Origin of the sequence: Shewanella sp. SM74, assembly GCF_025653725.1 — a bacterium.
GTDB lineage: Bacteria > Pseudomonadota > Gammaproteobacteria > Enterobacterales > Shewanellaceae > Shewanella > Shewanella oncorhynchi.
The window spans coordinates 51,618-78,252 of record NZ_JAKKRZ010000001.1; the positions used below are offsets into that span (position 1 = coordinate 51,618).

17 protein-coding genes and 1 tRNA gene are annotated in these 26,635 nt (G+C 46.0%); 6 read left to right on the plus strand and 12 right to left on the minus strand.

Annotation, left to right across the window (positions count from 1 at the left end):
- Positions 1-9 precede the first annotated feature (9 nt).
- A tRNA-Lys gene (locus L5M49_RS00270) sits at positions 10-85 on the plus strand.
- 259 nt (positions 86-344) lie between these two features.
- Here L5M49_RS00270 and L5M49_RS00275 read toward each other — a convergent pair.
- From L5M49_RS00275 to acs, 3 genes are all read right to left on the minus strand, one after another.
- Positions 345-605, minus strand: a complete 261-nt coding sequence (locus L5M49_RS00275) for a GrxA family glutaredoxin (protein WP_028760344.1) — start codon at positions 603-605, stop codon at positions 345-347.
- Between the two features lie 60 nt (positions 606-665).
- On the minus strand, positions 666-2,420 hold the full coding sequence (locus L5M49_RS00280; protein WP_263265229.1) for a DEAD/DEAH box helicase: 1,755 nt from the start codon (positions 2,418-2,420) through the stop codon (positions 666-668).
- Positions 2,421-2,642: 222 nt separating this feature from the next.
- Positions 2,643-4,595, minus strand: a complete 1,953-nt coding sequence (acs, locus tag L5M49_RS00285; protein ID WP_198572683.1) for an acetate--CoA ligase — start codon at positions 4,593-4,595, stop codon at positions 2,643-2,645.
- Between the two features lie 174 nt (positions 4,596-4,769).
- On the opposite strand from acs, the gene L5M49_RS00290 reads away from it, so the two are divergent.
- Positions 4,770-8,210 carry a PAS domain-containing hybrid sensor histidine kinase/response regulator gene (locus L5M49_RS00290; protein ID WP_263265230.1) on the plus strand — a complete coding sequence of 1,147 codons (3,441 nt, stop codon included), beginning with the start codon at positions 4,770-4,772 and terminating at the stop codon, positions 8,208-8,210.
- Positions 8,211-8,349: 139 nt separating this feature from the next.
- On the opposite strand, the gene L5M49_RS00295 is transcribed toward L5M49_RS00290, so the two are convergent.
- Both L5M49_RS00295 and bioA read right to left on the minus strand, forming a co-directional pair.
- Positions 8,350-9,951 carry a methyl-accepting chemotaxis protein gene (locus L5M49_RS00295; RefSeq protein ID WP_263265231.1) on the minus strand — a complete coding sequence of 534 codons (1,602 nt, stop codon included), beginning with the start codon at positions 9,949-9,951 and terminating at the stop codon, positions 8,350-8,352.
- 379 nt (positions 9,952-10,330) lie between these two features.
- Positions 10,331-11,686 carry an adenosylmethionine--8-amino-7-oxononanoate transaminase gene (gene bioA, locus L5M49_RS00300; RefSeq protein WP_263265232.1) on the minus strand — a complete coding sequence of 452 codons (1,356 nt, stop codon included), beginning with the start codon at positions 11,684-11,686 and terminating at the stop codon, positions 10,331-10,333.
- A 122-nt stretch (positions 11,687-11,808) separates the two neighbouring features.
- Here bioA and bioB point away from each other — a divergent pair, with 122 nt between their 5' ends.
- The 4 genes from bioB (at position 11,809) to bioD (ending at position 16,179) form a co-directional block, all read left to right on the plus strand.
- Complete coding sequence (gene bioB / locus L5M49_RS00305; RefSeq protein ID WP_212599785.1) at positions 11,809-12,861, plus strand: biotin synthase BioB; 1,053 nt, start codon at positions 11,809-11,811, stop codon at positions 12,859-12,861.
- Between the two features lie 151 nt (positions 12,862-13,012).
- Positions 13,013-14,245 (plus strand): aminotransferase class I/II-fold pyridoxal phosphate-dependent enzyme, encoded by a 1,233-nt coding sequence (locus tag L5M49_RS00310; RefSeq protein WP_263265233.1) that lies wholly within the window; start codon positions 13,013-13,015, stop codon positions 14,243-14,245.
- A gap of 64 nt (positions 14,246-14,309) precedes the next feature.
- A complete protein-coding gene (locus L5M49_RS00315) occupies positions 14,310-15,269 on the plus strand; it encodes a methyltransferase domain-containing protein (RefSeq protein ID WP_263265234.1) in 960 nt (319 codons plus the stop codon).
- 166 nt (positions 15,270-15,435) lie between these two features.
- Positions 15,436-16,179, plus strand: coding sequence for a dethiobiotin synthase (gene bioD, locus L5M49_RS00320; protein WP_263265235.1), 744 nt, complete (start codon positions 15,436-15,438; stop codon positions 16,177-16,179).
- Positions 16,180-16,278: 99 nt separating this feature from the next.
- Here bioD and L5M49_RS00325 read toward each other — a convergent pair whose 3' ends face one another.
- From L5M49_RS00325 to L5M49_RS00355, 7 genes are all read right to left on the minus strand, one after another.
- Positions 16,279-18,564 (minus strand): TonB-dependent receptor, encoded by a 2,286-nt coding sequence (locus tag L5M49_RS00325; protein WP_263138235.1) that lies wholly within the window; start codon positions 18,562-18,564, stop codon positions 16,279-16,281.
- Positions 18,565-18,591: 27 nt separating this feature from the next.
- Positions 18,592-22,548, minus strand: a complete 3,957-nt coding sequence (locus L5M49_RS00330) for a cobaltochelatase subunit CobN (RefSeq protein ID WP_263265236.1) — start codon at positions 22,546-22,548, stop codon at positions 18,592-18,594.
- Positions 22,535-22,873 (minus strand): DUF2149 domain-containing protein, encoded by a 339-nt coding sequence (locus tag L5M49_RS00335; protein ID WP_263138237.1) that lies wholly within the window; start codon positions 22,871-22,873, stop codon positions 22,535-22,537. The genes L5M49_RS00330 and L5M49_RS00335 overlap by 14 nt, the downstream gene beginning before the upstream one ends.
- Entirely contained in the window at positions 22,870-23,484 is a 615-nt protein-coding gene (locus L5M49_RS00340; RefSeq protein WP_263138238.1) for a MotA/TolQ/ExbB proton channel family protein, read from the minus strand. Before L5M49_RS00340 ends, L5M49_RS00335 begins: the two co-directional genes overlap by 4 nt.
- Before the next feature lie 688 nt (positions 23,485-24,172).
- A complete protein-coding gene (locus L5M49_RS00345; RefSeq protein ID WP_006086318.1) occupies positions 24,173-24,448 on the minus strand; it encodes an HU family DNA-binding protein in 276 nt (91 codons plus the stop codon).
- A gap of 340 nt (positions 24,449-24,788) precedes the next feature.
- Positions 24,789-25,700, minus strand: a complete 912-nt coding sequence (locus L5M49_RS00350; protein ID WP_263265237.1) for an ABC transporter ATP-binding protein — start codon at positions 25,698-25,700, stop codon at positions 24,789-24,791.
- The gene (locus L5M49_RS00355) at positions 25,697-26,527 is read right to left on the minus strand and encodes an ABC transporter permease subunit (protein WP_263138239.1); all 831 of its coding nucleotides are present in this window, start codon (positions 26,525-26,527) and stop codon (positions 25,697-25,699) included. The genes L5M49_RS00350 and L5M49_RS00355 overlap by 4 nt, the downstream gene beginning before the upstream one ends.
- Positions 26,528-26,635: the final 108 nt, after the last annotated feature.

Below are 26,635 nucleotides of genomic sequence, written 5' to 3' on the forward strand. Positions count from 1 at the left end.
ACAATAGATGGGTCGTTAGCTCAGTCGGTAGAGCAGTTGGCTTTTAACCAATTGGTCGAAGGTTCGAATCCTTCACGACCCACCACTTATTTTTCCCGCTGTGTTTCTCTCGAATAGTCACTGAATTTTCCAAGCTAAACTCCAATACCCAGTATCAAATTTAATACCTTCGTCTTATTTTTCCTACGGAAAATACTTTTCTAACATATTATTTATGCTGGCATTTTCTACTTTTGTCGCATAATGTTCTCAGCTAAGTATCTAATTTAAGCCGCTTAGGTTAAAGACTAAAAAGGAGACCTTAGGTCTCCTTTTGCATTAAGCGGATCACATATCTATAGCGCTTAATCTAACAGATTGTTTTCACGAACATATTGCTCGAAATCTGTGCAGCCACCTATGTGCTTCTCATCGACAAAAATCTGCGGTACTGTTTCAACTGGCTTACCGACAGTTTTTTCTAAATCTGCTTTAGAGATGCCTTCTGCATGAATATCGACATATCTGAACTTAAAGTCATCACGTTTTTCAACGAGTTGCTCAGATAATTGCACAGCACGAACGCAATAAGGACAGCCTGGACGGCCAAAAATAACAACGAACATAATAGCTCCTTAGGATTACTTTAGTCGTTTTATACCATAGGCCTAAGTGAATTGATAATGTCAGCCGAGTTTATTTTCAGTTTGATAGCGACCTTGGTAATCAAAATAGCTTTCGAGCAGATCCCAGCCTTTTTTATGTTTCTTCAGCAGCAAGAGATCGGGCATGCGGAATTTATCCGCGTCGCTGATTAACTCTGTCACCTTAGTGTATTTTTTCGGTTTTAATCCCGGTGTACGGCTATGGGGAAAGATGAATAAGGCATATAGGGCTCGCCACTGGGCCGGCGTTTGTAATTTAAAGCGGCGATTGAATTCATTGCCGTCGATATCGAGGTACTGCACTTTCAGATTGCCGTCATCGTCGATGAGGCTCATATGCTGGCAGCGGAATAAATGATGGTGCTGCTGGCTGAGCACTTGGCGTAGGCGTTTATCGGGATCGATGAGGGTCGATTGGCAGTACTGGCAAATGCGCGCCGCGATATCATTCTCTTCGCCGCAATCAGGGCAAGATTTAGATCTAAATCGAAAGTCGCACTGCAGCTTTTTACCTTGCTGTTCGACTATGCCCTGACAGCGGCGACCAAAGTGTTCGATAATGTCGCCATCGTCGTCTGTGAGTCCCCAGAATATATTGGCAAAATCGCATACTGGGCAATGCACTTGCACGGGGACAGATTTACTGTTGGGTTTCGCTTGGCCGACCTCAGGGAAATACAAGTCATAACCATTGGCAGCATAGTCGATGATAAGACAATCTTTTTTGCCTTCAGCGATTCGCAATCCACGGCCGATCATTTGTTGAAACAGACTGACTGAGGCGGTAGGGCGCAAAATTGCAATCAAATCCACATGGGGCGCGTCGAAGCCTGTCGTCAACACAGCAACGTTGACTAAAAACTTAAGCTCTTGGGCTTTAAAGCGTTCAATCGTCGCGTCACGTTCATTGTCGTGCGTTTGTGCTGTGATAATGGCACTTTGTGCAGCGTGAGCTTGGTTGAGTAGGCCAAAAATCTCATTAGCGTGGCGCACCGTTGCCGCAAAAATGATAATGCCTTTTCTATGTTGGCTCAGTTCAATGAGTTGTTTCACAATCGCAGTGGTCGCGCGGCCGTAATGCCCCAGCAAATCGTTAACCTCGGCTTCGGCATATTCGCCATTCTCGTTTGCTTTAAGTTGGCTGAAATCGTACTGGGCACTGAGGCCATCAAACAGGGTTGGCGCTGTGAGGTAACCTTGCTTAATGAGCGGCCTTATGGGCAGCTCGAACACACAATGTTCGAACACGGCATGTTCGGGAGACCCCACTTTGCCGTGATAGTGTTGCTGATAAATCCAGCCAGTGCCAAGGCGATAGGGCGTGGCGGTGAGACCGAGCAATCTTAATTGGGGATTTTTTGTGCGTAAATGGTTGAGTACTTGCTGATATTGGCTGGTTTTTTCTAGGCTGACTCTGTGGCATTCATCAATAATGACTAACGAGAACGGCTGATCGAACTGCGTTAATCCCCGCGCTGCCGATTGAATACTGGCAACGACGGTTTTTCCGTCGGTGGCTTTTTGATTGAGTCCCGCCGCATAGATACTGGCTTGTGCTGTGAGGAGGCCGACTTTCTCGGCATTTTGCGCAACTAATTCTTTCACATGGGTGAGCACTAAGACTCTGCCTTTGGCGATGCGTGCCAGTTCGGCGATCACTATGCTTTTGCCGGCGCCTGTGGGTAATACGAGTACGGCGGAAGCTTGGCTTTGCCTAAAATGGGCGATGGCTGCATTAACCGCTTGTTGTTGATAGTCTCTGAGTTTGACTGACACGCTGATAAAAAATCTATGCTGAATAAAAGTGAGGCTGCAAGCTTAACATAACAGGTAAAAAAAATGCCCCTGGTTGGAGGGGCAAGCTAGAGAAAGGAGCAATCACACACACTCTCTCAACAGGGTTCACTTTTAACCTGAGGTTTAAAAAGGGAGGTTCAGGTTACGCTTAGCCTATTGGGCATAGACTAAGCGTTGTGGACGTTATTCTTAACTCGGATATTACTCAGTACGATTTAAACGTGATTCAATCAAGGTCTCGATCACCGCTGGATCGGCCAAGGTTGATGCATCCCCTAAGTTGGTCACTTCGTTAGCGGCAATCTTACGCAGGAAGCGGCGCATGATCTTGCCTGAACGTGTCTTAGGTAAGCCCGTCGCCCATTGGATGAGATCTGGGGTGGCTAGCGCACCAATTTCTTTACGAACCCATTGACGCAGCTCTTGACGTAGCTCTTCGGTTTCTTCAGTGCCGCGGGTTAGCGTGACATACGCATAAATACCTTGGCCTTTAATATCATGTGGGTAGCCAACTACTGCAGCCTCGGCAACCAGTTCGTGTGATACCAGCGCACTTTCAACCTCTGCTGTACCTAATCTGTGGCCGGACACGTTGATCACGTCATCGACGCGGCCAGTGATCCAGTAGTAGCCATCTTCATCACGGCGTGCACCGTCACCGGTAAAATACATGCCGCGGAAGGTTTTAAAGTAGGTCAGTACAAATCGTTCATGGTCGCCATACACAGTACGCATTTGGCCCGGCCAAGAATCGAGTAACACTAAGTTACCTTCGTTCTCACCTTCTAAAATATTCCCCATGTTATCCACTAAGGCGGGTTGAACGCCAAAGAACGGGCGGGTAGCTGAGCCGGGTTTAGTATCGGTCGCGCCTGGCAGTGGGGTGATCAAAATGCCGCCCGTTTCAGTTTGCCACCAAGTATCGACGATAGGGCAATGTTCATGACCTATGACCTCATGGTACCAACGCCACGCTTCTGGGTTGATAGGTTCACCTACCGAGCCCATGATCCTCAAGCTGCTACCATCGAACTTATCGAAGTGTTGCTTACCTTCTGCCATCAATGCGCGAATTAACGTTGGCGCTGTATATAGAATGTTCACTTTATGGCGGTCAATCATTTCGCCTAAACGGGCAGGGCTTGGATGATTCGGCACACCTTCATGGATAAGCACAGTCGCACCATTGGCGAGCGGGCCGTAAACCATGTAAGAGTGGCCAGTGATCCAACCCACATCCGCGGTACACCAGTACACTTCACCCGCTTTGTAGTCGAACACATATTCATGGGTCATAGACGCATAAACCATGTAGCCGCCAGTGGTGTGCAATACGCCCTTGGGATTACCGGTTGAACCTGAGGTATAAAGCAAGAATAACGGTGCTTCGGCGTCCATTTCCTCTGGTTGGCAGTGCTCTGATGCGGTTTCCATCAGTGAATGCCACCACACATCACGGCTTTCTACCCAATCTACTTTGCCACCCGTGCGTTTAAGTACGATGACTTTTTCAACCGTAGTGACATCAGGGTGCTTTAAGGCATCATCTATGTTGCGCTTCAATGGAATAGCACGGCCACCGCGCATACCTTCATCGGAGGTAATAATGACTTTGGATTTTCCGTCAATGACGCGAGAGGCGATTGAATCCGGTGAGAAACCACCGAAGACCACAGAGTGCACAGCGCCGATACGGGCACAGGCAAGCATAGCGACTGCGGCTTCTGGCACCATAGGCATGTAAATTGTGACTATATCCCCGCGGCGCACGCCTTGGCTGCGCAGTGCGTTGGCAAACTTACACACATCTGCATGTAATTCACCGTAGGTGATTTTGCGTTGTTCGCTGGCATTGTCGCCTTCCCAAATAATCGCCACGCGATCACTGTGCTCGGCTAAGTGACGGTCTAAACAGTTGGCTGAAGCATTCAGGGTGCCATCGTAAAACCAATTGATCGATAAGTTATGGTCATCAAAAGAGGTTTTTTTAATTTTGGTATAAGGTTTAATCCAATCAATACGCTTGCCGTGTTCTCTCCAGAAACCTTCAGGATTGACAATCGACTCTTGGTACATTGTTTTATATTTATCGTTGTTTACAAGTGCATTGGCAGCGATATTGCCGGAGACTTTGTAGAGAGACTGCGAGCTCATAGGGCTTCCCTTTTGAAAAATTGCGTGGACTGAGTATGGTATGCAAGGGGGCGGCAACTCCATTAGACCTTGGTCTAGTGTTAATTTTTCCTTTATATTTAGTCTGTTGCATTAAAAATCCGGCTAGATTTTAGACAGGTTTTATCGCACAATAATCAGAAAAAAGAGCAAAGTATGAATTTAACCTTAGTCGTTGCTGTTATTGCCGTCTGTTATGTCTCGCTTTTATTCCTATTGGCTTGGGGGGCGGAGCGTTGGTTTACTCAGATCACTAAAAAGCTTCAGGTCGTTATCTATGGTCTGAGCTTAGCGGTCTACTGCTCTTCGTGGAGTTTTTTAGGCACAGTCGGCCAATCGGCTAAGGATCTCTGGTCTTTTTTACCGATTTTTATCGGCCCAATTCTGATTTTTACCTTAGGTTTTGGCATGTTACGCAAGATGGTATTAGTGTCTAAGGCACAAAATATCACCTCAGTGGCCGACTTTATTGCCGCCCGATACGGCAAATCCCAAACCTTAGCCGCCTTAGTCACCTTAATCGCCTTGTTTGGAATCATGCCCTATATCGCTCTACAGCTTAAGGCGATGGTGTTCAGCCTTAACCTGTTTCAACCCGCAGACGATCCCCTCGATGGCGTGACGATTCCGTTACTGATCACTTCGCTGTTAGCCATATTTGCCATTTTATTTGGTACTCGCAAACTCGATGCGACCGAGCACAATCCCGGCATGATGCTCGCGATTGCCTTTGAGTCTCTGGTGAAACTTGCCGCATTTTTGTTGGTCGGCATCGTCATCAGTTTCGGAGTGTTCGATGGTTTTGGGGATATTTGGCAGCAGGCCAATGCGCAGTCACTAATTAATTATCCCAATCCACGTATTGAAGCTTTAATGCCTGAGTTACTCGTCGGAATGGCGGCCTTTTTATGTATGCCAAGGCAGTTCCATGTGATGGTGGTGGAATGCGCCGATGAGTCCGTGCTGTCAAAGGGACGTTGGTTATTCCCCATCTATTTAGCACTCTTTGGCTTGTTCGTTGGACCGCTCGCCTTGGCTGGGAAGCTCATCCTCGGCGATTCAGTGTCGGCCGATACCTATGTGATTAATTTACCGCTGGCGTTAGATCAACCCTTGTTGGCTGTGATTGCTTTGCTGGGTACCTTATCAGCGGCAACTGGCATGGTGATAGTGGCGGTGGTGACTATCAGTGTGATGGTAAGTAACGAATGGCTGGTGCCAGTGATGCTGCGCACAGGCCATATCCGCGAGAAAAACTTCAGTCAGTTCTCGCACCTGTTACTTAATGCCCGCCGCTTGGCGATCGTGATTATTCTTGGCTTAGGCTATGGCAGCTATTTGGCATTATCAGACAGTGATTCCTTGTCCCATTTAGGCATGTTGTCTTTTGGGGCTTTTGCCCAACTTGCGCCAGCTTTAGTCGGTGGACTCTATTGGAAACACGGCAATCGTGCTGGGGTATTTTTAGGGCTCGGCGTGGGCTTTACGTTGTGGTTCTACATCATGTTGCAGGGCATGACAGATGTGCAAAGCTCATCGGCGTTCTTGTCTAGTGTCGCGAGCGAGAAAGGCCTGCTAGATGCGATAACGCCCAATGTGCGTGATGCGCTGACGGCTCTTTTTGCCAATATCGCCTGTTATATTTTGGGTTCTATTTGGTTTAGAGCCGGTGTGGCTGAGCGTATTCAGGCCAGTGCTTTTGTGAGCCCTGGCAAATTGAAAAACAGTGCCAATAAGAAAAATGGTCCGATTTCACAGCAAGATTTACTGATACTGGCGAGTCGCTTCGTTAGCCCAACACGCGCCTACGAGAGTTTTAGCCGTTTCTCGATTGATGCGGTAAAAAGTGATAGTTGGCATAAAGCGGCGCCGCCTGAGCTGATTTCCCACACTGAACGTTTATTGGCGGGGGTGCTTGGCGCTTCAAGCGCAGCGCTAGTGATGGATTCCGTGCTGCAAGGGCGCGATTTAGCGCTGGATGAAGTCTTTAGTCTGGTCGATGAAGCCTCATCGAAAATCATGCTCAGCCAAGACATGTTGCGCGGCGCGATTGAACACGCCTATGAAGGCATGAGTGTTATCGATAACGATCTCAATCTTGTGGCATGGAATTACAAATATGTGGAGTTGTATCAATATCCCGATGGATTTTTGCAGCAGGGCATGCCCATCAGTGAAGTGATCCGCTTTAATGCGGCGCGGGGTTATTGTGGTGAAGGGGAAATAGAACAGCAGGTTGAGCAGCGGGTGCAGCATATGCGTAATGGCACGCCGCACACTTCTGAGCGCCATCGCAGGGACGGTAAAGTGATAAAAATTCAAGGCAATCCTATGCCAGATGGCGGCTTTGTGATGACCTTTACCGACATTACTCAGTATCGCGAACAGGAGCGCGCGCTGCTCGAGGCCAATGAAACCTTAGAAAGCCGCGTTAACGAACGTACCTATGAATTAGCCATGTTGAACAGTGAGTTACTGGAAGCTAAAGCGCAGGAAGAAATCGCCAACGCTTCTAAGAGTCGCTTCTTGGCCGCCGTCGGCCATGATTTAATGCAGCCACTTAATGCTGCGCGACTGTTCACTGCGTCGTTATCTCAGTATCCCAATCTAGATCGTGAGGCCAGAACCACCTTATCCCATGTGAATAGCTCGCTAAAAATTGCCGGCGAATTGCTCACCGACCTATTGGATATTTCTAAACTCGACTCAGGTATGGTGGATGTAAATCGCCGTGACTTTGCGATTTCAGAACTAATCAATGGCTTATCCGTTGAATTTGAAGCGATGGCAGCGGATAACCAAATTCGTTTTAAGATGGTCCCATGCAGCGCAAGCGTTAATTCTGATCCTTCGCTGTTACGGCGTGTCCTGCAAAACTTTTTAACCAATGCCTACCGTTATGCTCGCGGTGGCAGAGTGTTATTTGGTTGCCGTCATCGAGGTCATTACCTTGAAATCCAAGTGTTAGACACGGGTTGTGGTATTGATGAAAAAGAAACCCAAGAAATTTTCAAAGAATTTAAGCGGCTGAATAATCCTAAGAGCAACAATGTTAGCGGCTTGGGCTTAGGTCTGGCGATTGCTGATCGCATTAGTAAAGTGTTAGAACACGGTATTCAGGTTTCATCCCATTTAGGGCGCGGCTCGGTCTTCTCCATTTGTGTTCCGCTTGGAGAAACTGTGCGTCAGCCACAAGTGAAAGCGTTGCCGTCGCTGCTGCAGCCGTTGTCGGGTATCAAAGTGTTGTGTATCGACAACGAAGAGGCCATTTTAGCTGGATTAGAAAGCCTATTAAGCCGCTGGCAGTGTGAGGTTATCTGTGCAAAAGATTTATCCGATGCACGCATTAAACTAGGACTGAAAGGCGTCGCGCCTGATATTGTGCTCGCGGATTACCATTTAGATGATGGCCAAAATGGCGTCGATGCGATGGACGGTATTCGTGCCCTATATGGCAAAGACTTACCCGGTATTTTGATTACCGCCAATACCCGCAAAGAGCTGGTGGAAGATGTGCAACGCCGCGGCTATCACTATATGGCGAAAATGATAAAACCTGCCGCGCTACGTGCTTTGATTTCTAGCTTGGTAAAATAAGCTTGGTATACGTGTTCGGTAACATGAGTTTAGTGACGTCGGCACGTTTAACGAAATGCCAAGATAATCGCGCAGTTTTATGCGGCTTATCTTGGCTAAACGGTTTGGCACAGGTTTGTGGGTGTAACTAAATACATGACTAGAGTTTGAATACGGCCAGTTTATTGTTTAAATTCAGTGATAATTCGGCCAAACTTTCACTTTCTTGAGCCAAATAAGTTGCTGATTCAGAGACTTCGAGCGCTGAGTTATTAATCCCGCACACGTTTCTGTTCATGTCTTCTGCGACCACACTTTGTTCTTCTGCGGCGGTGGCGATATGGGTTGCCATGTCACTTACATGTTTTATATGAGCAACGATAAGCGATAAATCCTTCCCCGCTTTTGCCGATTGACTCACACTGTTTTCTGCCAAAGCTCGGCTTGCATCCATTGCCTTAGCGGCGCTCACGGCCCGTTGTTGCAATAATGAAATCGTGTTTTGAATTTCTTCGGTCGATTGCCTAGTGCGACTGGCAAGTTGCCTCACTTCATCGGCGACTACAGCGAACCCTCGCCCTTGTTCGCCAGCGCGGGCGGCTTCGATTGCCGCATTCAGTGCCAGCAAGTTGGTTTGGTCTGAAATCGCGCTGATAACAGAGGTGACCTCGCTGATCTGCATGACTTCCTCTTTAAGCATATTCACTTGATCCGTCGCTTGCTCCACTTCTTTGGCAAGAGCATGAATACCATCTACGCTGGCGTGAACATCTTGGTCGCCAAGGCCTGCTTCCCAAGTGGCTTCTTTGGTATCTTTGGCTGTGCTCTCCGCATTATTCGCGACATCGGCGATAGTGGCGCTCATTTCATTCATGGCTGTGGCAAGTTGGGCGAGTTGATCCCGCTGATTATTTACCGCTTGATTAGTTTCCTCTGCAGTTGAGGCGATACGAGCCGAGGCCTGTGCAACATTGTCAGCGCTATGACTCGCTTGAAGTAAAGTGCTACGAATGGAGTCTATGCTTTGGTTTATATTGTGGGCTAAGATGCCAAGTTCATCTTTACCATAGATTTTTAGCTGAGTCGTTAAATCACCTTTTGTGATGGCGAGCATAGCCAGATTCACATCATCCAATGGCTGAGTAATAGAGCGGCTAATGGCATAACCTAGCCAAGCCATAAGCACAATAATGACAAATGTAATGCCTCCCATGGTGAGGTATTCATTCCAAATGGTAGCTTCGATATCTTGGAGTAACATACCTGAGCCTAAGATCCAGCCCCAAGTTTTAAATCCCATGACAAGTGAGATTTTTTGCGCTGATTTGCCATTCGCCGTCGTCCAGCGGTATTCGACTAATCCTTGTTTGCCATCACGGCCGAGTTCGACCATTTCGAACCAATAATTCTCTTCGCCTCGATTACCCATTTGTTGGCCAACCAGTTCTTTTTTGATGGGATGAACGATAACGTGCCTCGATTCATCAATCACAAACAAGTAGTTATCACCATCAAAACGCATGTCGTTTAACATGTCTTTAGCGGCTTGCTGTGCTTGCTCTAGGGGGAGCGATTGCGACAACGCTTGGATACGGCTGCTGGCGAGGGACAATACGGCATTAAGTCGTGCTTCACGCTCTGCCATCAGGTTGTGCTTTAGGGCTGTGACGGAAATAGTGAGTAAAATTAAGGCACCTGCGAGGGCGATAATGAGCTGTAGTGCGAGTTTTCGATTAACGGGGATGTCAGCGAGTTTGAACATATGATCTCCTTTTCTTTGTGTAGCGATTTAAGCCATTCCCTCTGCTCAAGTTGTTGTCAGCTTTTGGCGAAAGATATGTTGTGTAAAGTGAGTGATATAAGCATCGTTGGCTTTGATAAAATTTCCAGTTGGCGGATTAAATAAATGCACTAAATTACAGAGTTTTAATGGAAATTGTGAGCAATATTGCAATTGCAACCTTAGCGCGTTTATCTATCGAGAGGATGCGAGATTCGAACAAGGGAAGGGCTGCTGAGTCTGAGATAAGCCAAGCAGTTCGAACCCCTAGCGCACAGTGCGCAGGGGTTCGTTTATTCGACGTTAAAGGCTTATTGAGTTGAAAGAGCGTTAAACTAAAAGATGGTCAAGTGTTAAAGCATTAACCGTGGCTGATAAGCTGCGGCTCAAGATTTTTTGATACTGCGCTAATACCTGCTGCGACTTGCTTCATCGCACTGGTGAGTTGGCTTAATTGTGCTGAGCTAATGATATAGGGCGGCATGATATAGATAAGGTTGGCGAAGGGACGCACCCAGACGCCTAAATCGACAAATTGCTGCTGTAAATCAGCGGTATTGACGGGTTCGTGCATCTCTAACACGCCCACTGCGCCGAGCACTCGCACGTCTTTAACACTGGGTAAGTCAATCGCATCGTTAAGTTCAACGCGCATTTGCTGTTCGATAGCAGCCACTTGCGCTTGCCATTCATTACGGTTAATTATGTCTAAGCTTGCACACGCCGCGGCGCAGGCTAGCGGGTTACCCATAAAAGTAGGGCCATGCATAAACACGCCCGCGGGAGATTGGCTTATGCCTTGGGCAACTTTATCGGTACATAGCGTTGCCGCTAGGCTTATATAACCGCCAGTTAGCGCTTTGCCTAAACATAAGATATCAGGGGTAATATTGGCGTGTTCATAAGCAAAAAGCTTGCCTGTCCGACCAAAGCCAGTGGCTATTTCATCTAAGATCAGCAGGACATCAAATTCATCACATAGGGCACGAAGACCCGTTAAATAATCTGCGCTGTAGAAACGCATACCGCCAGCGCCTTGCATTATCGGCTCTATAATCACAGCGGCAATCTCATGGTGATTAATGCTTAATATGTCGCGCATTGCGGTTAAATCATCGGCTTGTAAGGCTTCGCCAAAGGCGGTTTGTGGCGCGGGCACAAATGATTGCTTGGTTACTGCATCGCCAAACATAGTGTGCATGCCGCCTTCGGGATCGCATACGCTCATCGCGGCAAAGGTATCGCCGTGGTAACCCTTCTTAACGGTAAGAATGCGTTGTTTTAGCGGTCGCTCTTCTCCATGTACACTTTGCCCTTGCCAACTCTGACCTTGCCAATATTGCAGCGCCATTTTAATTGCCACTTCGACTGAGATAGATCCAGAGTCGCACAAAAAGACCTTTGTCAGCGGTTCGCAGGTCATAGCGATAAGTTTTTTGCACAGTTCAATGGCGGGTTCATGGGTGATACCGCCAAACATCACATGGCTCAGTTGATGCAACTGTTTTTCCATCGCGGTTAATATCTCGGGATGTGCATAGCCGTGCACACAGGCCCACCACGAGCTAGTGCCATCGACCAACTTGCGGCCATCAACTAATTCCAATTCACAGCCTTTGGCGCTGTGTACACCAAAAACAGGAAGAGATCGGGTCATTGAGGTGTAAGGATGCCAAATATGGGCGCTATCAAAGTCAAAATCGAGTAAATTGCGCATAAATGCTCACTTTTTTGGTGATAAAGTAGCCATTAGTAAACTGGGTTCACTGGTTGGCGTTGACAGTTTAAGGGCTGAGGTTATCCTAGCCAAGATAAAAAACAGAATAAAAAGGGTGTTCAATGTCGCAGTTGCAAGTTCGTCATGATTGGAAGCGGGAAGAAATCGAAGCCTTATTTGCGCTGCCGATGAATGATTTGTTATTTAAAGCCCACAGCATTCACCGTGAAGTGTACGATCCTAATGAAGTGCAAATTAGCCGCTTGTTATCGATTAAAACCGGTGCTTGCCCTGAGGATTGTAAATATTGCCCACAGAGCGCCCGTTATGACACAGGTCTAGAAAAAGAGCGTTTGCTGGCAATGGAAACTGTGCTGACCGAAGCGCGCAGCGCTAAGGCCGCGGGGGCTTCTCGTTTCTGTATGGGCGCAGCTTGGCGTAATCCAAAAGAAAAAGACATGCCGTACCTTAAACAAATGGTGCAAGAAGTTAAAGCCTTAGGTATGGAAACCTGTATGACGCTTGGCATGCTTTCTGAAGATCAAGCGAATGATTTAGCCAGTGCTGGCTTAGATTATTACAACCATAATTTAGATACTTCGCCTGAATATTACGGCGATGTGATCACGACACGTACCTATCAAAATCGTTTAGATACACTGACACATGTGCGCGCTTCTGGCATGAAAGTGTGCTCGGGCGGGATTGTTGGCATGGGTGAAAAGGCGACGGATCGTGCAGGCTTACTACAACAGCTGGCTAATTTACCGCAGCATCCTGATTCAGTGCCGATCAATATGTTAGTTAAAGTGGCGGGCACGCCGTTTGAGAAGCTTGACGACCTCGACCCACTCGAATTTGTGCGTACTATCGCCGTAGCGCGTATCTTAATGCCGCTTTCCCGCGTGCGGTTATCGGCAGGCCGCGAAAATATGAGTGATGAGCTGCAGGCCATGTGTTTCTTTGCTGGCGCTAACTCGATTTTCTATGGTTGTAAATTGCTGACCACACCAAACCCAGAAGAAAGCGATGATATGGGGCTATTTCGACGTTTAGGCTTACGTCCCGAGCAGGGCGCAGCGGCAAAACTGGAAGAAGAAAGTGCTGTTTTAGCCAAAGCGGCGGCCTATCAAGATAAGTCATCGGCACAATTCTATGACGCGGCTGCTTTGTAATACTGCTGAGCGCATGTTGTCCGACAAACAGGTCGAATAGCCTGTAAACCTTGTTGGCTGCAGCCTATTTTGATTGCGGCCGATAGCTTTATTGGCCGCACTCCATTTTTCAAGCAGCATTTTTAAGACAATCATTCTTGAGGCTAAATCGATGAGTTCTCTGCTCGAGATGAAAATTGCCGCCCGTCAGCAAGCCTTACGTGAGCAAGGTTTATTACGGCAACGTAAAATGCTGAGTGTTGATCACAGCTTTGATGTTAACGCACCCACTTCGAGCCCGCGCTTTGTGTTCGAAGGGCGATCCTATGTTAATTTTAGCAGTAATGATTATTTAGGCTTATCCCGCGTTCCTGAGTTGGTTGAAGCGCTGCACCTTGGCGCGCAGACCTACGGTGTGGGTAGCGGCGCATCGCCCTTAGTGACAGGGTACAGTGATGCGCATGTCACACTTGAACGTGAACTCTGCGCCTTAACGGGGCATGAAGCGGGATTACTATTCTGCTCGGGCTTTAGTGCCAATACGGCGTTAATGAAAACCTTGTTTGATCAGCAAGATACTGTGATTGCCGATAAACTTGTGCACGCCTCAATTATCGATGGTTTGCAGGACAGCGGTGCGCAGCTTAAACGTTTTTTACACAATTCGCTTGAGAGCGCTGAGCGGCTTCTGACTCGAAATCACGTATCGGCGTTAATCACAGAAAGCGTGTTTAGCATGGACGGGGATTGTGCGCCGATCGTGCAGTTATCGGCGCTTTGTCGTCAACAGAATACTTGGTTGATTGTTGATGATGCCCATGGTTTTGCGGTGCTCGATGGCTATCAAAATAGTGATGCAAGAGATAAAGCCGCCAAGCTTATCGATGTGCAAGTAGTGACCTTTGGTAAGGCATTAGGTTGCCAAGGCGCAGCGGTTTTGGGGAGTCAGGCGCTGATCGACTTTTTGGTCAGTAATGCCCGCGAATATATTTATTCGACCGCCTTATCGCCCGCCAATGCCGCATTAGCGTTGGCCGCGACTCGGTACTGCACTGCACATCCTGAGTTACAGCAGAAACTGCTTGAGAATATTTCGCTATTCAAACAGTTATGCCTCGATGCTGCCGTGCCCCTTTTAGGTTCGGATACCGCAATTCAGCCGTTGATCATTGGCGATGCGCAGCAAACCCTGCAAGTCGCCGAAGCGTTAAGAGCCGCGGGCATTTGGGTTGGGGCGATTCGCCCGCCGACGGTGCCTGTAGGGTCGGCGCGGTTACGCATTACCTTAGCGGCGACCCATACCGCTGAAGATATCGCTGCTTGTGTTGAGCAATTAGCCCAAGTGCTCCGTCGTGTTGGTATTCCGCTTTTCAGTGAACGAGAATCTGCCGATGAGTACAGATAAATGTACCCTATAGATCGCGTTATTTTATTGAATGTTAAGTTTTTATGGTTGAGTGTTAGTTAAAATGCCAAGCCTGATAAAGTCTAGTGATCCAAGCTGTAGTGCGTCTGCTCATGAGTCAAACAAGTTTATAGCTTGCGATCTTAAGCTGAGTGAGCTTAATGCGGGCGTTTCTTATGGGGGCGTTCTCGCGGGGACTGTGTCCAATGTGCACGGGACTCAAATTGCTGAACGTTTTTCCGCAGCGGCCCATAGTTACCAAGATCATAATCAATTACAACGCCTGAGCGCTGCCAGTTTACTCAGTGAGTTTTTGGCAGCAGGTTATCTGTTAGACATAGGGGCTGGCCCTGGGACGGATTTTTCTGCGTACCACAGTGTGTCTCAACCAGCGGATCTCTCAACGCAAAATTCATCCACAACAGTATTTGCCGTGGATATTGCCCTTGGCATGCTACAAAAGCTAAAACAGTCTTATCCCGATTATCACGGCGTATGTGCCGATGCGCAGTGTTTACCTTTTACCAATGGCTGCATGGATGTTATTTACTCTAATCTAGCCCTGCAATGGTGTGCTGATTTTCCCGCTGCGGTAGCCGAAATAGCGCGGGTACTTAAGCCTAACGGCGAGTGTCATTTGAGCCTAGTAGCGCAGGGGAGTTTGAATCAATTAGCTGAATTAGGGTTAAGAGTGAATGACTTTTTGACGATGCAAGCACTCAAGGCTGCATTTAAACTCGATACATGGGAATTACTTGAAGTGCAACTCGTCCCTATGACAGTGTATTTTGACACTCTTAAGGCACTACTCTATTCAATTAAAGGTGTGGGGGCTTCTGTACATGTCGCCAGTTCAACAACTCGGGTTTCAGGTTCAACAATGAGTGCTTCAGAATTCACTCCACGGCTGCGTGGTCGTCAAGATTGGCAGGCCATGCAGGCCAAAGCCGAATCGCTACGTTTACCCCAAGGTTTGCCTTTAACTTACCAGATAGTTCAAATACGGGCTCGGCGCAGATTTTAAAGTTTACATATTATGCCTTTAGTCATGGCATTATCAATTAGCACTAATATCTAGAAAACGTTGGATTTTTAACATTACGTATAGAGATCGTTAGCTATATGGACATTTAGCTTATGGAGAGTGGGCTTAACAAAGCACAACTCATAGCAACAGATAAGGATCTAATATGTATTTTGTAACAGGTACAGATACCGATAGCGGTAAGACTTTGGTTTCGGCGGCATTATTAACCGCTGTGAATCGTTTAGGGCTCATAGCCAATGCTGACTCTGCTGTGAGTATTCTTGCGGCTAACACTATGTTGACTTTAGGTGTTAAGCCCATCGCCTCGGGCTGCGCGCAAACCTCTGAAGGATTGCGTAATGCCGATGCGTTACAGCTGATGACGTCATCATCGTTAAAATTGGTTTATCCACTCATCAATCCTTTTTCCTTCGAACCTGCGATTGCACCGCACATTGCCGCCGCCCAAGTGGGCGTGAGTTTAGCGCCTGAAGCTATTATTGAAAGTTTAGATTTAGTGGCATTTGCTCAAGCGGATTTTTGCTTGATTGAGGGCGCGGGAGGCTGGCGTTTACCCTTAGGTGATGGCAGGTATCTTTCGGAAGTCGTACAGAGATTAGAACTGCCAGTGATCCTCGTGGTTGGCATGAAACTTGGCTGCTTAAATCATGCATTGCTGACTCAAGAGGCGATATTGGCCGATGGGCTTAAGATTGCAGGCTGGGTTGCTAATCGTGTCGACCCGAATATGAGTATGTTTGAGGAGAATCTGACGAGCCTTAAAGAGATGATGACGGCACCTTTCCTCGGTTGTGTGCCATTTCTCGAGGATCCCTCGGCTGATAATGCCGCGAATTTTTTACATTGTGAAGCATTACTAAAACGGGTTATCCCTGAAGCTCATTAACGGGAGTGGCTTGGCATGTTGCTGTTAGTGTTATGCGAGTTGTATTTAGCAAAAGGTCATACCTGACCTTTTGCTAACAGTATGAAAATTAAGATAAGCCTAATAACTTAGCCGTAATTCTGCAAACCAAAAACGTCCCGGACTGAGATAAAACTGGTTGTATTGTTCATTGAATAAATTATTGATCCCTAATGAAGCTGTGATGTTGTCGGAAACAAAATAAGTGGTTTTTACATCGGTTAACATAAAAGAGTCTGTTGAACCTGGCACATGAGTCACGACATCAGTATTGGTTACATTCGTAAATCTCTTACTTTGATAGCTATGATTTGCAGTAATATACCAACTGCCTTGGCGCCAATTCAGGTTCAAGTTGTACATATTTTTTGGGGTATGGGGGAGTGCTTTACCGACAACATTCAGATTGGGGTCTTGGGTGACTTCACTGTCCGTATAAGTGTAGTTGGCTGACCAACCTAAACCGTAGTGCCATGTGCCTTTGAGTTCTAACTCGATTCCTTGAATTTCTGCCTCTGCGACGTTTTGAGGCATACTGATACCATCAACCGTTTGAGTTGCAATTCGATCATTAATCTCGGAACGGTAAATCGTCGCTATCGCATTGATATTATTTTGAAAACTGTGGTCAACACCCAACTCCCATGACACCAATGTCTCTGGTTTTAAATCAGGGTTACCGACATAGATATTTCCTCCTAGACTTGCGGTACCAAAAAACTCGTACAAATTGGGCGCTCGAAAAGCTTTGCCTAGAGAGGCGCGGTAACTGGTATCGGTACTGGGTTTATAAACCATTGATATTTTAGGACTGATAGGGGAGTCTGTTACCTTGTCATAGGTAATACTGCCCGTTCCACCTGCTTGAGTGTAGGAGTGAGATTCTCCACCGCGCATTTCCCACCAATCTTGTCTGGCACCGATATAGACAGTGAACTCATTATTCAGTTGCCAAGCATCTTGGATATAAAAAGAACGTATTTGGTCTTTGGCTGTGGTGTCCGCAGACATAAATACTTTGGACGTTGGGTCTGTCCAATTGCTTAAGCTCCAACGCTCTTCAGTGACATCACCTTCGTTTGTCGCAACCCCGAGCACTAGTGTATGGTTATCGCCTAGGGGCATATCTAGCTGAACATCAATGCTTTTTCTGGTGCTTTCAGTTGCAGGTGCTAGCCGACCATCTCCACCCTCAAAGGTGACCGGATTCATAGGTGCATGTCCGGCACTGGCGGTTGTGAGTCCTGCAATAATTGTCGTAGTCTCTTTACTAATATGCCCAGCTGAGATGTGTAAATTGATTTGATCCCAGCTTGTACTCAAATTCAATCCTGTATTAGTTTGTGTTGTACTCCCCCCCCGAGCAAACAATGCGCCATTTAGCCAAGTAGTCATGGGGATATTGCCATAGGTTGGAATGCTATCGACCTTGCCTGATTCTGTGACTTCGGTGGTGCGTAGTAGGCTATGGGGCTGATCATAACCATATACTGAGTCTGAGTTAGCGTAGCTAAGGTTTAGACGAGTATCATCTGATGGGGTGTAAGTTAATCGAAGGCCGTAGGTTTCATCATTGAACCAGTTATCCCCCATATCACCAATAAGATTACTTTTTCCACCGATGTTGGTTGTGTAGGGGAGCCAACCTGTAACGCCTTCGGGAAGTTTATCAATAACAGCATCTGAAGCATTAACGTGGGTCGTTGGATAACCATCGGTTTCACGCTTGCGGTAGTTTGCGCCTAATGCGACGGAATCCAGTATTTTTAAGGTACCTTGTAAGGCTTGATCGTGAAAATTTTCAGGGGCGATACTATCAGCTGAACCACCTATCCCCAGCTTCATTGAAAAACTGTTTTCGTCGGGGACTTTGGTAAAAATATTGACGACACCGCCTATGGCGTTGCCTCCATAAAGGCTAGAAAATGGTCCGCGTACAACTTCAATTTGCTGCACATTTTCACTGTCGATCATCGTCCAGTTGACTTGCCCATTGCGGGAATCATTTTGGGGAACACCATCGACTAACACTAATGTATCCCGTGCATTACTTAATCCCCGTATCGTGAGTGACGGAGTGGTTTCCATAAATCCTTTAGTACGTCGGTCCATTACACCTGCGGTTTTTCCTAAGGCTTCATCAATGGTAAAGAGTGTCATTCCTTGGATATCTTCTTCCGTGATCACATTGATGGCGGAAGGGGAGGATTTAATATCCTGTGCAGTACGTGTTGCTGAAACTACGATGATCTCCATTTCATCGGTCTCTTTTGGGGTTGATGCTTGTGCTTGTATACCCGCAGAAGCAAGAAAGAGTGCTAGTACAGTTAAAGGATAAGGAATATGAGCTATGTGGCCTTGATACATTAATATCTCCTTGAAATATTATAATTTTTAAGGGGTCATTATTTTAGGGTATCGGTTGAAACCAAAGATAAAGGCTAAGCACAACAACAGGTAGCTAAGCCAATGTAGCCAAACTGAGGTACTTTGCTGTTCAGTTGGATGCGTCAAATTGACTTCTTCGATTGCATATCCTTGGATGGCTTTTGTTGCCTCATTCGGCTTTTTGAGCGCTTCAGGTGATGCTTTGCTTGACTGCATTGGTGGCGCAGGCATCATTGGCTGTGGCGTTAATTTAGGGGCTGACACTAATTTTGCCTGGATCAGTTTTTCTAAAATGGGATCTTCACATCCTTGGCTATCACAAAGAACACCTTGTTCTTCTGCCAGCTTGGTGATGCGCTCACTCAGATCTTTAACGGTTTCAGCATCGGCTTGCCAATAACCTTTTCGAACGGCTTCAAGCATGCGGGACATCATCATTTTGTATGCCCCTAAATTTTCAGATTCACGGAAAAACTCTTCCATGTCTAATTGATAGCGATCCTGTACATAGGTTTGGTACATATCATTCCATTTACTTGCATCGACAGCTTCTGGCACTGTGACCTGCCATCCCCACATATTCTGAATCACACTATTAATGAACTTAGCGCCAGCATAGCCCTCTGTTTGCATTGCTTTTATCCATTCAGGATTAAGGTAGCGAGAGCGTAATTCGCGTCCCATAAATCGTTCTAGGGTTTCTTGTTGGGCTTGATTTGGATCAGCAAGGTTACTTATCATCACCTCTGGACTTGTGCCATCTACGGCTCTGACGGCCATGGATACACCACCAAAGGATGCAAAGGGATCATCACCATCAAGGACTTGAAATACATGACTTGAGCGAGCATGAACAGTGATGGCGGTTCCCGATAAGGCATTTTTGAGTAGCATTTGCCCAACTTGGGAGGATTTACCTGTTTCAGCCGTATCTCCAGATTCTCCCCAAAAGCCTTGTCCATAGAGATGGCTCATTCGATTAAAGTACATCTCTGTCAGCGTCTGCTCGTTATCCCAAGTATCAGAACGATCTATCGCGCTTTCCAAGTTTGTGCCATAGGCTCCAGAGGGAACGGAAAATAGCCTAACCGCGGCCATTCTGGTGGCTAAGGTGGTTTCAACTCCTTTGGCTTCAAGCATAGCTTGTGTTTTTATCGTATTGATACGTAGTTGGTTATCCTGCTCATCCTGTGCTTGGGCAAGAGTAAATGCTTGATCTAGTAGGGTAACCACATTAGCAAAGAGATCCCGATGTAATCCGGATGGGATCACAGTGACATCAATTCGAGGTCTGCCTAATTCTTCACGCGGTATGGCTTCAACGCCACGCACTATACCTCTTTCATCGTAGCTAGGGCGTATGCCGAGCAAATACATGATCTGCGCTTCTTGAACTCCTTCATTACGCATAGTTTCAACGCCCCAAAGGGTAAAGGTTAACTTTTTAGGGTATTCGTTATGGCGTTGTCGATAGTCCTCAATGAGCTGATTTGCGAGCTTTTTACCTATTTCATAGGTTGATTTAGCTGGAATTCGGCGTGGGTCAAAGGAGTAAAAATTGTGTCCAGTGGGTAACGCATCTGGATTACGCAGTGGATCCCCCCCTACGCCTGCTGGAATGTACTGGCCTGAAAAACCAGCAATAAGAGCATCGAGTTCTTGTTTAGCGCTAGCTGAAATGGCTGAAGATAATTGTTCTATGCGTTGTTTGTACTGCTGTTTATCTAAAGTGGGTTCAATTGATAGAATCGCTTGCGCTGTTTTTTGGATTTGGTCAGCAGTTGGAGAGACACCAAAGCTGTGCAGTCCCATCGGATTAATACGGTCTGAAATTTCTTCAAGATAATGATGAATATCCTCAATGAGTTGATGGGATGACTCATTATCCTGAGTGATTAAAGTTGATGCCTTTGCATCAATTGCAGTGGGGGCTTTACCCAAATCTTGTAAAATCCCGAGTTTTTCTGCCTGTAGCTCAATTTCTTTAATCTGTGATTCTGCTAATTGTGGGTTTTGTTGCCGCGCGCGCTGGTAACTTTCGATCAGTCCTTTCAGGGTTTGTAGTTCAGGGTTTAAGGAGGTGCGATCCATGGGTGGGGTTAAATGGGTGATCATAATGCCCATACCACGACGCATTGCAATTGTACCTTCTCCTGCATTATCCATGATAAAACTATAAAAGTTTGGCAGATCTCGAATGAGATATTCAGGTGCATCTGTGATATTCATACCAGCCTCTCGGCCTGGCAGCCACTCATGGGTGCCGTGTGTGCCAAATTGGAACATCGCATCAGCTTTAAAGACTTTGTGGAGCCAAAGGTAAAACGCAATATATTGATGTGATGGTGGAAATTTTAGGTCGTGATAGAGTTTTTCAGGATTTTCAGTTTTTCCTCTGGAGGGCTGTGGTCCAAGTAGGACATTACCATAGCGGCGTACAGGTAAAACAAAGTATGCAATTCCTGCACTGTCTTTATAGGTCATAGCGTTACTTTCTTCTGGACTTCCCCAAGTATTTGTCACCATTTCCTGTGCTGACTGTGGCAATGCTAAAAACCACTGTTGATAGGTCGATATTGGTAAAAGTACGGGCTCGCCTGAGACGGCGAGAGTATCAATTTGTGATTGCTCCCAACTGGGGATATTGGCACCATATTTGAGAATATCTTGGCGTAATAGTGAAGGCTCCTTAGGAAGGTTTTGGATGTTATATCCTTCTTGCTCGAGGCGTTTAACCACTTGCCAAATGCTTTGCGGCAACACATTAAGGTATGCGGCGCCAACATTGTCTCGTCCAGGAGGAAAATTAAAATACTGCAGAAAAATGCGCTTTTCTGAATTAGGTTTTTGACGCAAGGTTACCCATCGTTTGACTCTGTTTGCCAACATGGCAACGCGTTCTGGTATGGGCTGCTCTTCTATATAAGTCATGCCAGATTGAGGATCTTGTATCATCTGTTTAGCAGCATATACGGTAGGTTGTATTAACCCCGCCATTTCTGGCATGGCTAATTGCCAAGAGCGTTCGGTAATATCCATCCCAACCGATGAAGCCTCCCAGTCCTCGATTGATGTTGAAAACAATGAAATGGCATTAATCACTGGAACATTGAGGCGTTCAAATAATGGTGTCAGTATCTCTGGAGTGACGCCAATTTTTATGCTTGCAGCAATAATGACTTCTACCCTTGAATGGCCTTGGTCGTCGAAAAAATAGCGCTCGATGGGAACCTGTGCAGGATAACCAAATACCGTCATCACGTTTAGGTCCCGACTCTCCAGAGCGTTAATTACTGCATCAATATGGGATGTACTGCCTGCAATAATATTACTTTGATAAACCACGAATCCAATCCAAGGTTTACCAGGTTTGTATTGATGATAATCTTGCTTAAAACGATCAAAATCAGCATAAACAGTCCCCGTTCCTGCATGATATAAACCTATTTCAGGTACAGTTTCAGGTGGCTGATAGGGCAGATTAATCCCTATTTGGTTAAGTGCGTAAAGCAATCCATTACGGATATTATTTGCTCCAGCATTAACAAAATACTGCTGGATTTGGGGATCCTCAATAATTCCAGCATTTTTATCGGTTTCATTAATACTAGAGCCAAACGCATATACTTTGGCACCATTTTTCATAGCCTGTTGTAGATCGAGTTGCACATGGTTTATTAGATTTCTTCCAATCGTTTGTATGATAATTAAATCTGACTGGCGAAGATGACTTAAATCTTGCTCGCTTAACTTAGTACTCGAGTAAATACGAATATCAGTATCCGTCATTACATCAAATTCTGAGTAAATATCTTTTACAACTGAGGTGGATTGTCGTAGTGAACTATCACCCAGCAATAAACTGACACGCGTTGTTTTACCCCATGCAAGGTGAGTGACTGATAGCAAAAATACACAAAGGAATAAGGTGAATGACGTTCTATGAAATTTAGTCTGGAACATATACCACTCGGCCATCATCTAATTGAAAGGCTGTACCTAGCCTTACACCTTCACCACTCAACTCCGTTTTGGTTACTTTTTGTACTTTTATCTCAGCCCCTTGTTTGCTGACAATTTGCATTTCTCCTTGGGCATTTTTAGTCGTAATAGTGACTTGGGATTTTTCATCCATTAGCCCAAGTAAATTAAAAGTGGTAAAGAGTGCGATCATCATGCTGACAATCACAACAATACTGGCATCAAATAAGTTAGCGATACCTGCTAAGGGGTCTATATCTTCACGGTGTGAAGTTAACATGTTCTTTCGCATAAATTTCAGACTCATAGTGAGCCCTCTATTGCATGCGTTTCGTTGATTGGATTTGAAGTGAGGGGCGTTTGTGAACAAATTGATGTGTGGTCGATCGATGCTAGTTCTGCAAGGTAACGTATTTCATTCTTGTCGTTATTTATCCAGCGTTCTTTGACTAACGCTAGCGCAAAAGCAATGACGCCTGTTCCTAATCCAACAATGGCAGAATTAAATGCGTTAACCATCATTCCGGCCATTTCAGGCATATTCCCCTGTGCAAGGGCAGCGAGCGCTATTCCCATAGGAATAAGTGTTCCCATCAGTCCAATCCCTGGTGCGGCACGTACGATAAAACGAAGACGTTCAATATTCGTATTTGCTAAATGTTCTGTTTGTTGTATTAATTTTTCGAGTTCTAGATCTAAATATTTTTGTTGAGTGTCTTGGATGACATGGCCTAATTTATGACGGAAAGTTTCAATCAGAGGGTGTTCACCTTGCCTACGATTTAGATATTCTCGGAGTAGATTACCGGCCAGTAAAACCACGTAGAGTACCATTGCGACTAATCCGAGTTTTACTGGGTAGTAACATAGGGTGGCGACCGTAACTAAAAATCCCTCAGTCATAACCATTATTTGCATTAGCTTTTCCTTATTAAAAAGGGTGTACTCTTAATTTATTTGTGAAGAATACTGAATTAGTGAGTTGGACATAGGTGTCAAAAAATTGAATGTAACTCGAGTCACAGAAAAATGTCGCACTTAGATATGGCCGTCATTATTCCTTAAGGCATTGATTAAAACTACCTAGCCGATCACAAAAAAATTACACTCAAAGTATTATTTACCTAAATATAATTTAAATATTTTCTAGGGATTAATATACAGTAGGATTATTTTTGTACAGAATCATTGGTGATTCATCTCAGATTTGCATCATTATGGCTTTTTAGATTGGTAATATAAGTAACTAATTTGGGGATAAAATCTACAATAAAACTCACGTAGTTATGGTGATTTGAATTTACTCTGAGAAATATTCTTTAGTTAATTAAATACTGTTTTTGTCAAGGTATTCTTTGCCTCTTTTTACGTTATCATTAAAGTTGTTTGTAGCCGTTTTAGCATAATTTCGGGCTTAAGAACTGCGGAAATAAGCCGTTTCCCTTCGGCGGGCTAAAAGTCTGAAAAACCATTGATACACACGAAAACAGCCTCTAAATAATTCACGCCCAAGTCCGCAGTGATTGATCGTTCTTTGCAAGCGATCAGGTTACGAATTGGGCTTTGTTTCCTTATTACGGTAAGTTCTGGTGAGTTTTAGGCGATATCAGCGATTGATTTGCTGCTTCAATGCGGTTGAGGCTTTAAAGCTGGGCTGATTGTAACCGTCGATTTCTATGGCTTCGCCCGTTTGTGGATTACGCCCTGTTTTAGCGACATGGTATCTGAGTTCAAAGGTGCCAAATTGTGGCAGGAAAATTTTCTCGCCTTCGCTCAATGCGACGTGGATCTGTTGCAGTATCTGCTCAACCACAGGTTTAGTGCTCGCTTGCGATGCATTGAGCTCGGCGGCAATACGTTGGATAAGTTGTGCTTTGTTCATAGAAACCTCTGAAGTCAGCTTAGGTTCAATCGAAGGGGAGTTATAACAAGCTCGTCCCGAGATTGAAAGCCATAGCAAGCTCAGCGCGGTTGATTGGTGTTTTATTGACAGGCTTGTGAAGCTTTTGGTGATTGTGTGTTGCTAAAGTAAGTACAAGTTTGTCGGATTGAGTGGTGGGCTGATTTTACTGGGCGAAGTGACTGACTTAATTTAAAGGCTTATTGAAAGCCTTAGTTTAAAACCTTAGTTAAAAGGCCTAAGCGCAAGGCGTATTGCGCTTAGGCTATGGATTGAACACTATTCAACCGTTGGGTGATGAGAAATCCCTTTTAACGCTTGCCTATGAAAAGAGTGTTTCTTCCAGAGTGCGACCTTTCAGCAGCATCTTGTATTGCCATTGATGCTGATTGAAGAGGGCGAATAGGCGCATCTCAATATCACTGTTGTGCGCTTTTTCTGTATTTGTGTCTAGCTGGATAATAAACACATTGCTTTGTTTTGAGCTGATGTTCACCACTCCCGCCAGTTTTGCCACTTCCGCTTGGAATGCATCGCTGTCACAGTTTTGCATGGTTAACGTCAGGTAATCGCTGTCGGTCGACGCATGCATTGACACCGCTTGACTCAGTTGGCCTTTATCTAAATACAACACTTGATCGCACAGCTTTTCGAGCTCATCGAGATTATGGGAGCTGATCATAAAAGTTGTGGTGGGTGATAAGGCTTTAACCAGTTCACGGACTTTTTTTGCATTGGCAGGGTCGAGTCCCGCTGTCGGTTCATCTAATAATATTAATTCTGGCGAGCCAATCAGCGCCTGCGCAATCGATACACGTTTACTCATACCGTGGCTAAGGCTAGGCGGTTTTTGCTCGGCAACATCAATTAGATCGACCAAGGCCAACACGCGCAGTGCCTCTTGCTTTGCTTGCTCTAGGTTCATGCCCTGCAGGCGAGCGAAAAATATTAACTGGCTGACAATCGTCAAGTTGGGATCGAGCACTGCATCTTGGGGTAAAGCGGCAATCTTGCCTAAGAGTTTAGGGCTATTGGGGGCTTCACCGAGTAGGGTTATGGTTCCAGAGCTGGGTGATAAATAGCCGCATAACAGGCTAAAAAGCGTGGTTTTACCCGCGCCATTGGGACCGACAAGGGCGATGGGGGCACCCGCTTCAAGACTGAAACTCACATCATTCAGCGCCTTTTTGCTGCCGTAAAGCTTCGACAGCCCTTGGCATTGGATCAGACTCATAGCGAGCTCCTTTGCATATAAATTCTGCCGAGCAAGAGGGCCACAGCGGTTTGTAACAGTGGAATAGGGGCATAGACTAAGCTATTGAGTCCATTGGTATTGAGCATGTCCGACAGTTGAGCACCGGGTAATACCCACTGGAGTTGTGCTAGTAGGCTAGATTGATTCGCTAACACCACGATAGTGATGGAAATCACCGTCCATAAAATGGTGGCAAACACCATAGCTTGGCGTGCCGTGCGCGCATACAGGGACAATAAAGTCATCACAGCCGTGTAGGGCAAGATCACTATGATGAGGTTAAGGCCCACTAAGGCGCCAGACGTTAACGCAGATAAAATCAGTTGGCTGTCGCGGCTGAGCGCGAGGGCGACAGTGGCGATAATCGTTAATAGGATCAGTAAACCTTGGATCAGAATTTGGCCGAGAAAACGGCCGAACAATAAGCTGTCACGGCTAGTGCGTATGGTTAAAAAGCGCAGCGTGCCGCGGGTTTTATCCGATGAGAACTGATCGGCGGCGATAAGAATACTGAACAGTGGAAACAAATACAGCGCAAAACACCAAAACACTGCCATTTCGGCCACGGGCCACTCAAAGAGCACATTGAGGGTATTGGCACCAAATAAGCTGTCGATGATATCTTTTACATTGGGCTGCAATAACATGGCCGATGCACTTTGAATGGGGTAAAGCAGAAGTACACCCCAAACTAAACCAAAGGCGACCAAGGCGATGATCCCGCGGGTATTAAATAAAAATTTGCGCAGTTCAAACATGGCGATAATAAACATGTTGTTGAAACTGCTGGGTGGATTATTGGTCATGTGCTGTCTCTATTCTTTTTTGCGCTAGGTTCAGGGGCTATGGTGCTTGGCGCGGTTAAGTTTCTCACCCTTGGGTAGACAGTGGATTGGTCCATAAGTGCCATGTTG

Bases quoted from the DNA above. Each gene is read 5' to 3' on its own strand.
- L5M49_RS00275 (WP_028760344.1), bottom strand. From the start codon at position 605: ATGTTCGTTGTTATTTTTGGCCGTCCAGGCTGTCCTTATTGCGTTCGT.
- acs (WP_198572683.1), bottom strand. From the start codon at position 4,595: ATGAGCTCGCAGTCTCTCTACAAAGTCTCCGGCAATATCGCTGCCAAT.
- L5M49_RS00290 (WP_263265230.1), top strand. From the start codon at position 4,770: ATGAATTTAACCTTAGTCGTTGCTGTTATTGCCGTCTGTTATGTCTCG.
- L5M49_RS00295 (WP_263265231.1), bottom strand. From the start codon at position 9,951: ATGTTCAAACTCGCTGACATCCCCGTTAATCGAAAACTCGCACTACAG.
- bioA (WP_263265232.1), bottom strand. From the start codon at position 11,686: ATGCGCAATTTACTCGATTTTGACTTTGATAGCGCCCATATTTGGCAT.
- bioB (WP_212599785.1), top strand. From the start codon at position 11,809: ATGTCGCAGTTGCAAGTTCGTCATGATTGGAAGCGGGAAGAAATCGAA.
- L5M49_RS00310 (WP_263265233.1), top strand. From the start codon at position 13,013: ATGAGTTCTCTGCTCGAGATGAAAATTGCCGCCCGTCAGCAAGCCTTA.
- L5M49_RS00315 (WP_263265234.1), top strand. From the start codon at position 14,310: ATGCCAAGCCTGATAAAGTCTAGTGATCCAAGCTGTAGTGCGTCTGCT.
- bioD (WP_263265235.1), top strand. From the start codon at position 15,436: ATGTATTTTGTAACAGGTACAGATACCGATAGCGGTAAGACTTTGGTT.
- L5M49_RS00325 (WP_263138235.1), bottom strand. From the start codon at position 18,564: ATGTATCAAGGCCACATAGCTCATATTCCTTATCCTTTAACTGTACTA.
- L5M49_RS00330 (WP_263265236.1), bottom strand. From the start codon at position 22,548: ATGTTCCAGACTAAATTTCATAGAACGTCATTCACCTTATTCCTTTGT.
- L5M49_RS00335 (WP_263138237.1), bottom strand. From the start codon at position 22,873: ATGAGTCTGAAATTTATGCGAAAGAACATGTTAACTTCACACCGTGAA.
- L5M49_RS00340 (WP_263138238.1), bottom strand. From the start codon at position 23,484: ATGCAAATAATGGTTATGACTGAGGGATTTTTAGTTACGGTCGCCACC.
- L5M49_RS00345 (WP_006086318.1), bottom strand. From the start codon at position 24,448: ATGAACAAAGCACAACTTATCCAACGTATTGCCGCCGAGCTCAATGCA.
- L5M49_RS00350 (WP_263265237.1), bottom strand. From the start codon at position 25,700: ATGAGTCTGATCCAATGCCAAGGGCTGTCGAAGCTTTACGGCAGCAAA.
- L5M49_RS00355 (WP_263138239.1), bottom strand. From the start codon at position 26,527: ATGACCAATAATCCACCCAGCAGTTTCAACAACATGTTTATTATCGCC.